This window comes from Natrarchaeobius oligotrophus, from assembly GCF_003841465.1.
GTDB lineage: Archaea > Halobacteriota > Halobacteria > Halobacteriales > Natrialbaceae > Natrarchaeobius > Natrarchaeobius oligotrophus.
The window spans coordinates 1-7,840 of record NZ_REFZ01000038.1 but is presented as its reverse complement, the minus strand read 5'-3'; the positions used below and the strand labels follow the sequence as shown (position 1 = coordinate 7,840).

The following is a 7,840-nucleotide window of genomic DNA, read 5'->3' as shown; positions in this document are numbered from 1 at the left end:
CGTTCTCGCGGCTTCCCTTCGTTGATCTGCTCCTTGAGTTCGTAGAGTTCCTCAAGCGTGATATCGTCAAGCCGACCCATTATCAACTCTACCACACCTATCGGTAAATAATTTCCTTAATCACTATCACTCGCGTCGCTCGTTCGTCCCTCACGAGTCAGCGAGACGTCCTCGCGGTCGCTCGAACGCCTCGCAGGCGCGCCGGAGTAAAAACGGGATGGGGGCGTGGATCCCCTCAAAGCGGTTTCTCGTAGACGTACTCGAGCAGTTCGTCTCCGAGACCCGACTCGCGGGTCGCGACGCGTTCGAACGACGCCGACTCGACGAACGAGACGCCGATCTCGTTGTCGGCGAGGACGGCGAGTCGAACCGCGTCGAACGAGTCGCCGACGGTTTCCTCGAGCGCCGCGAGCAGCGTCGTTCCGGTTCCCTCCCGCCACGCCTCGGGGCTGACGTGGAGGGTGACCACGTACGCGACGGTGGAGTCTTCGGGCCACGGCACGGCGTGGACGAAGCCGCGGCAGTCGGCCAGTTCCGGGTCGTCCGTTCGATCGACGACGAGAAACTCGGCGTCGTCGCGACCGGTCGCGGCGACGATCGACGACTCGAGGTCGCCCAGTCCGTACCACTCGTCGACGACGTCGTCGACCGTCTCGGCGCCGAGTAACTCGTCGTACGCGGCGTGCCAGCTCGCTCGCGCGGTCTCGTGGATCGGCCACACGTCGTCGATCGTCGCCCGTCGAACCGCTCGAGTCACGGGGGCGACTACGCCGCCGCCGGCAAAAAGGTCAACCCCGGCTCCTGAACGGTGGATCGCGGGACTGAAGCGAGGCTGCGACGCCCGGGTCGGCGACGTCGGTTCGGAGGATCGGTGTCGTCGCGTACCGGTGCGACCGTGACCGGTCCGCAGTCGTACGGCAACGACTGACAGCCGTGCGTCCCATACGGTTTACTGTAAGTCATTTCCGGCGCAACCGCGACCCGTGCGGCGGTTGCGCCGGTAAATCGTTACAGCAATCCGTATCAGTACTCGAGCGAGAAGACGTGGTTCGCGGCGACGGCGACGAAGACGGCGAGCAAAAGCAGCGTCAGCACGGCGAACGCCGTTGCCCACCCGAACGCGTCGGCGAAGAAGCCGACCGCGACGGAACCCAGCGATCCGACGATCAGGTACACCGTTCTGACGAGGCCGAACCCGGCGCTGCGCTCTCGATCCGTGAGTTCGTCCATGAACCGCGGCTCGACCGCCGAAGCCCACCCCATTCCGGTCCCGACGAGCACGACCGCTGCGACGACCGCGAGAACGCCCGGAGCCGCGACGAACAGGACGAGTCCGATCGCCGTCGCGACCATGCAGCCGACGATGACGCCGTCGCGGCCGTGGGCGTCGGACAGCGAGCCGATCACGGGCTTCGTGACGGCCTGGACGACGAAGTACGACGAGAAGACCACTCCGGCGGCCGTCGCGGACTGGCCGCGGTACTCGACGAGAAACGTGGGAAGAAACGAGGCGATCCCCTGCCAGACGAACGCGCTGATCGCGGCGATGCAGACCGTAAACGCGATCGGCGGCTTCGAGAGGAGCGCGACCAGCGGCTCGAGTTCGATCCGTTCGGACATCGGTTGGTCGGGGCGGCGGGGTTCGGTTCCCCGTGCGCGCAGGGCGAAGAGGACGAAGACGGGTGCCGCGACGACCGTCCCGAGTGCGACTCCGGCCCGCCAGCCGTAGACGGAACCAACCCACACGGCCGCGATCGGCGCGATCAGACCCGCCGCGGGGGAGCCGATCGTGTGAACGCCGACCGCCATGCCGACCCGGTCGTCGAACGTCCGCGTCAGCAAGGACGTCGCGACGCTGTAGTGTAGTCCCGCGACCGCACCCAGAATCACGGCGCTGACGACGAACACCGCAAGCACCGGTGCTGCCGCCAGGACGAAACTCATGACGGCGGTGCCGCCGACCGCCGTGAGGATGACGACTCGCTCGCCGAACCGATCGCCCAGAATTCCGCTCGGAAACTGCGTCAGCGCATACGCGAGCCACATCCCGGTCAGCGCCGCACCGATCGTCGCGTTCGTGATCTCGAAATCGGCCGTGATCGCAGGAACGAGCGGGCTGATCGCCAGTCGGGCGACCATCGTCGCGAAGAACGCGAGCGTACACAGCGTCAACAACGTGTACCGATACTCCCAGCCCATCAGTGACCGGCCCGTCGCCGTATCTGCCCATCACGAGAACGCGAAATCAAACTTTAGGTTACGGAAATTTCGTTCCGGTCGAATCCTTCGCCGCGTCACGTCACTCCCGGCGCGCCTCGAGTTCGGCGCGCGCGTCCCGGACGAGGCCGTCGAGAATCTCGGGCGTCGTCGGGTGGTACGCGCGGTCGGGAACCTCGCGGACGTCGAGTCGCATCTCGACGATCACCTGCATCGTCTTCGCCATCACGTCGGCGTGGAGGTGCAATCCCTGATAGCCGATGACGGCACCGCTGTCGGCGTCGACGACGAGCGTCGCGAGTCCCTCCGGGTGATTTTTCGTGCGGAACACGCCGTCGGACCCGGCCTCGCGGGTGACGACGATCGAATCCATCCCGGAGTCGGCGGCCGTCGCTGGCGTGTGGCCGATCCGCGCGAACGGGTAGACGCCCAGCCCGGAGAAGATGACGTGGTGAGGAACGTTGGCGTAGGGTTCACACTCCTCGCCGCGGCGATGAGCCAGCACGTTCCGCGCCGCCGCGAACCCCTGTTCTTTGGCCACGTGAAGGATCGGTTCCCGATCGTTCGCGTCACCGACGACGAACACTCGCTCGTCGTCGGCCGCCTGCATCGTCGACGTCACCCAGCCCGAGCCCGGCTCGAGGCGGGTACGCTCGAGCCCCAGCCCGTCGAGGTTCGGCCGACGGCCGGTGAACAGGTAGAGGTGGTCGGCCTCGATGGATCGCTCGTCGCCATCTCGTTCGAGGAACAGCCGAACGCCGCCCTCGTCGGTCGCCTCGAGTCGTCGCTCGTGAGCGTCGGTCAGCACCTCGATCCCGAAGTGATCGCGGTAGAGGTCGAGAATCGTCTCGCCGTAGCCGGGTTGCACCTCGTCGAGGGGGTGGTCGTCGTGTTCGATCACCGTGAGGTCGACGCCTCCGACCTCGCTGAGGTACGGCGCGAGTTCGAGGCCGACGTATCCGAACCCCATCACGATCGCCGAGTCGGGAAACGCGGTCGCGTCGAGAACGTCCGCGCTGGTGGAGGAGGCGACCTCGTCGATCCCGGGAAGCGACGGGACGGCGGGGACGGAGCCGGTGGCGATTACGACGTACTCGGGCTCGATCCGGCGCTCGCCGCCGATCTCGAGCGTGCGATCGTCGACGAACCGAGCGCTGTCGCGGACGAACTCGACGCCGTCCCGTTCGGCGAGGTCGTGGACGTGCTCGCGACGGTGGGAGGCGAAGTCCGCGACGTGTTCGTCCTTGCGGGCGACGACGGTCTCGGGGTCGACCGCGAGACCGCCCGTCCCCTCGAGCCGAGGATCGTGACGCGCCTGGTACAGGTGCTGTCCGGCCGAGAGGACGTCCTTCGACGGCATACACCCCCGCAGGATGCAGAGACCGCCGCCGGGATCGCCGTCGTCGATCAGCGTCAGTTCGAGGTCGTCGCCCGCGTCCAGTTCGTCGGCCCGCGCGAGCAGTTCGTCGGCGACGGCGACGCCGGCGCTCCCGTAGGCACCGATCACGGCGATGTGGACCATACACCGGCTACGGGCGGGGTCCCAAAAGGCGTTGGTGCGGTCGGGCTCGACGATCGCACGAGCGCGACGCTACCGGGACAGTTCGGAGCCGCCGCTCGAGACGACCTCCTCGACTTCCTCTTGCGAGACGAGCGCGACGTCGCCGGGGATCGTCCGCTTGAGCGCGGCGGTCGCGGTCGCGTACTCGAGCGCTGTCGGGACGTCGTCGCCGTGGAGGCGGCGGGCGATGAACGCGCCCGTGAACGCGTCGCCGGTCCCGATCTTCGAGACCGTGTCGGTCTCGTAGGCGTCCTGTTCGTGGACGACGCTGTCGTGCCAGCCGACCGCGCCCTCCGAACCGCGGGTGACGACGACCGTCTGGAAGTCATACTGCGAACCGAGTTTGTGTGCGAGCTGTCGAGGGTCCCCCTCGAACCCGAGCACCGTCCGCGCGTCCCTGGCGGCGATGATGAGCACGTCGATTCCCGGAAACAGCTTCGTCAGCGTCTGCTCGGCCTCGTCGGGAGCCCAGAGCTTTCGCCGATAGTTGAAGTCGAACGCCGTAGTCGTGCCACCGCTTCTGGCCGCCTTGAGCATGCTCGCGGTCGTATCCCGGAGCGTCGACGAGAGCGCAGGCGTGATACCCGTCGTGAAAAACACCGTGGCGTTCTGGACGCGATCGATGTCGAACTCGCGAGCTTTCGCGGTCGAGATGGCGGTGTCGTCCCGGTCGTAGATGACCGTCGCCCCGCGCGGTTTGCCCGCCCGCTCCATGTAGTACGTCCCCTGTCGACCGCGGTGGCTCCAGACGACGTCGGTCTCGATTCCGTGCTGGCGAAGTTCGCCGACGACGCGCCGTCCCAGCGGCGTCTCCGGAACCTTCGAGAGCCAGGTCGAGGGAATCCCCAGTTTGTTCGCCGCGATAGCGACGTTACTCTCGGCGCCGCCGGCACAGACCTCGAACTCGCTCGCGGTCTCGAGACGACGGCTATCCGGCGGCGACAGCCGGAGCATCGTCTCCCCGAAGGTGACGAGATCGCTCACGCGTTCGTCCTCCGCTGTCGATCAGTTATCTGTGACACGGTCATAGCTTGGTAAACGGTTGGTCGAACTATAAGTTATGTCATCGACTGCGCATCGGATACCCGTGGAAGATCGGGAAACCAGCGGTCGATCGCGACGACCGATCGCGGTTACGGAACCGAAACGAGAACCGTCTCCGCCTCGCGGTCGAACTCGAGACCGACGCCGAACGCAGCGAGCAGCTCGCGGCTAGCGGCGACGTGATCCGTGATCGCCGGAATTCGCATCTCACCGCCAGCGATCGCCAGCATCACGAGAAGTTGATCCGCCAAGTGACGATCGACCGCCCCACCCCCCTCGAGATGTCGGATCGCGCGATCGGCGGCGGTCTCGCCGACGCGTTCGGCCGGCGTTCCGCGCTCGCCGAGCGCCGAACATCCCGCGACGCCCGCCTCGTGATCGAGTCGAAGCACGATCGCCGAACCCGGACACTCGCTCGCCGCGGTCGTCTCTCGTCGCTCGACCACCTCGATCGGTACCGAGCGATCGTCGTCCGCCTCGCGTCCGCCCAGCGCCGACGACAGCCGCTCGAGCGCACCCTCCGCCTGTCGACGAGCGACGTCGCGATCCGCGAGCGCGGCGGCTTCGGTCGAGTACACCCGAACGCCCTCGAGCGAGCCAGACTCGAGCAACTCGAGGCGATCGAGTTTCGACGGCCAGAGCCGCACGGTAGCGCGACCGCCGCCAGCCGGGTAGAACCCGCGGCGATCGACCTCACAAACCGCCGAGAGTCCGAACCGACGGAGCGCCGGCAGTTTCACCTGCCGGAAGTAATCCAGCGGCGGCGACCAGGCCACGTCCGTCCCGCCCGAAACGGTCACCGACAGCCGCGACTCGAGAATCGACGCGAGCGGCAACAGCGCGTCGAACAGCAGCGTCGCGCTGCCGGCCGTTCCGATCTCGACGTCGTAATCACCTCCCTCGAGGATCGGCCGGCGGTCGCCGCGTCGATCCAGTCGACTCCCGTCGGAGAGGCCTGGATCGAACTCGACCGTCTCCGAGCCGAGTTCGCCGCCGGCGACGTCGGCGTCGCACAGGTCGACCATCGTCTCGAGAACGGCCAAGTGCTGGTGGCGGAGTCCGGGCACCGGCCGATCGCCGCGGACGTTCTCGAGGCGGACGGGGTCGTTCTCGAGAACCGCGAGCGAGAGTGCGGTTCGCAGGAACTGTCCGCCAGCGTCGGCTCCGTCGAGTTCACGAACGGCGGTCATGCGGGAGAAACGTTCCCGACCACCGTACCGTTACGGGTCGAGAGCGGACCATCGGGCCACAGGGTTTTATTTTGGTGGCGCGAACGGCGCGTATGCGGTTCGACGAGGTCTGGCACACCCTGCTCGAAGAACTCGACGCGTCCTCGTCGGAGGCGTTGACGACGCCGACGTCTCGCGACCGATTTCGCGTGACCGACGTCCAGGAGCACCGCGTCGTGATCGAGTTCGTCGACGGGAAAGCGCGTCCGCTCCAGCGCGAACAGTTCGAGACGCTGTTTCGTCGGATTGCGGACGCCGAGGACGGCTTCGAGCTCGACAGGCTCCCACCCGAAGCCGACGTCTACGCCGCCGTTCTCGGTCAGCATCCCGAACTCGAGATCGGCGAGGACGCGACCGTCGTCCGCGAGGTCGAACGCTCCGACGACCCCGAGCCGGCGAATCGAACGGAACCGGACCTGGACGTCTACGCCGACGCGCTGTTGCTCGTCGACGCGCTCGAACGCCACGACGTCACCGCGCTCGAGGACGCCGAAACCGAGACCCTCGTGAACCTCTACACGCTCTGTTCGGACGTCCAGCGAAACGCGAACGACCTCCGGACGGACGTGTCGGACGTCCTCCTCGAACGGCTCTCTCACGACCGACCGGTCCGGAGTTCCTACGGCTCGGTTCAGCGAACGAGCAGACGAACGCGATCGCTCAAAGACGACGAGACGGTGCGAGCCGTCCTCGCGGACGCCGGCATCGATCCCGACCGCGTCACCAGCGTCGATCCAGAGAAGGTCGACGACGCGCTCGCGGTCTCCGAACTGACGGAGTCCGACGTCTACGACGTCGACGAGCGCGAGTACGTCCGCAAGGCCGAGGTGGACGACGAGCGCAAGGAGACGCGCCTCCAGGGACTCAAAGACCAGCTCGCCGCGAGCGACGACGACGAAGCCGACGAACTCCGCGCGGAGATCGAAGCGCTCGAAGCCCGCATCGAGGAGCTGACTGGCTTCGAATCGGGCAGCCGTTTCCGGTCGCACTCGAGCGCCGGTCGATGACCCGCGACGTTGGATTCGCTGTGAACCGACCGCCGGAGCGAGTCGACGACTCGAGCGCAGTCGAAGTGGGTAACGCGACTCGACGTCGAAGCCGAATATGAGCGACTCAAACGCGCGTAAGCGCCTCGACGCGAAGCACGAACACAACCGCGAGCAGCGCATCGAGGGTATCAAGCGCTGGGTCGAATACCTCGAGTCAGAGCCGCCGGAGACGTGGGGTCCACAGCAGAACGCAGTCGTCAACGATCAACTCGATGCGGCCCAAAGCGGACAGACGTCGGCGGACCACCAGCAGCACGTGGAAGACGTGGCGGCGGAGATCCTCAAATTGAGCGACGAGTCCGACGCCGATTCGAAGTAGACGATCTCCTCGCGGGGAGTTTATGTAAATAATTATATGAACCGTCCCAAAATAAGGGGCGTTGCCAAGACGTAGTCGTCTCGGGCTGTAGGGTCTCGTGTGAGAGCCAAGGGCCGGATTTGAACCGGCGGTGGGCGGCTCTGCAGGCCGCTGCGTTCGGCCGGACTCTGCCACCTTGGCGCATCTGTGAGTAGTCGAGTTGCGCGCATAACCGTTACGGTCGGCGACGAGGCGAAACCGCCGGCGCGGCCGGAGTCACTCGACACACCCCCTGCGGCGATCGCTGTTGTCACTCCCCGGTTGCAATGTGAGCCACCCCTCGACAGCGGTTGCTGTCGGGGGGTGGAAATGAAGTATGAGTGGGGCGGCGAACCGACGTTCCCAGAGGGTCTCCCACTCCAGTAGTTGCCGATACGCAGGC

General features: G+C 66.5%; 7 protein-coding genes and 1 tRNA gene. 2 read left to right on the top strand and 6 right to left on the bottom strand.

Annotation, left to right across the window (positions count from 1 at the left end):
* Positions 1-235: 235 nt before the first annotated feature.
* The 5 genes from EA472_RS21395 to rtcA form a co-directional block, all read right to left on the bottom strand.
* Positions 236-757: a GNAT family N-acetyltransferase gene (locus tag EA472_RS21395; RefSeq protein WP_124193499.1), complete on the bottom strand. Its 522-nt coding sequence runs from the start codon at positions 755-757 to the stop codon at positions 236-238.
* Between the two features lie 266 nt (positions 758-1,023).
* A complete protein-coding gene (locus EA472_RS21385; protein WP_124193498.1) occupies positions 1,024-2,199 on the bottom strand; it encodes an MFS transporter in 1,176 nt (391 codons plus the stop codon).
* A 100-nt stretch (positions 2,200-2,299) separates the two neighbouring features.
* Positions 2,300-3,739, bottom strand: a complete 1,440-nt coding sequence (locus EA472_RS21380; RefSeq protein WP_124193497.1) for a dihydrolipoyl dehydrogenase family protein — start codon at positions 3,737-3,739, stop codon at positions 2,300-2,302.
* 69 nt (positions 3,740-3,808) lie between these two features.
* Complete coding sequence (kdgK1, locus tag EA472_RS21375; protein WP_124193496.1) at positions 3,809-4,762, bottom strand: bifunctional 2-dehydro-3-deoxygluconokinase/2-dehydro-3-deoxygalactonokinase; 954 nt, start codon at positions 4,760-4,762, stop codon at positions 3,809-3,811.
* A 149-nt stretch (positions 4,763-4,911) separates the two neighbouring features.
* Positions 4,912-6,012 (bottom strand): RNA 3'-terminal phosphate cyclase, encoded by a 1,101-nt coding sequence (rtcA, locus tag EA472_RS21370; RefSeq protein ID WP_124193495.1) that lies wholly within the window; start codon positions 6,010-6,012, stop codon positions 4,912-4,914.
* 92 nt (positions 6,013-6,104) lie between these two features.
* On the opposite strand from rtcA, the gene EA472_RS21365 reads away from it, so the two are divergent.
* Positions 6,105-7,058 (top strand): hypothetical protein, encoded by a 954-nt coding sequence (locus EA472_RS21365; protein ID WP_124193494.1) that lies wholly within the window; start codon positions 6,105-6,107, stop codon positions 7,056-7,058.
* Positions 7,059-7,155: 97 nt separating this feature from the next.
* Positions 7,156-7,419 (top strand): hypothetical protein, encoded by a 264-nt coding sequence (locus EA472_RS21360; protein ID WP_124193493.1) that lies wholly within the window; start codon positions 7,156-7,158, stop codon positions 7,417-7,419.
* 104 nt (positions 7,420-7,523) lie between these two features.
* Here EA472_RS21360 and EA472_RS21355 read toward each other — a convergent pair.
* Positions 7,524-7,599: transfer RNA gene (locus tag EA472_RS21355), tRNA-Cys, on the bottom strand.
* Between the last annotated feature and the right edge of the window lie 241 nt (positions 7,600-7,840).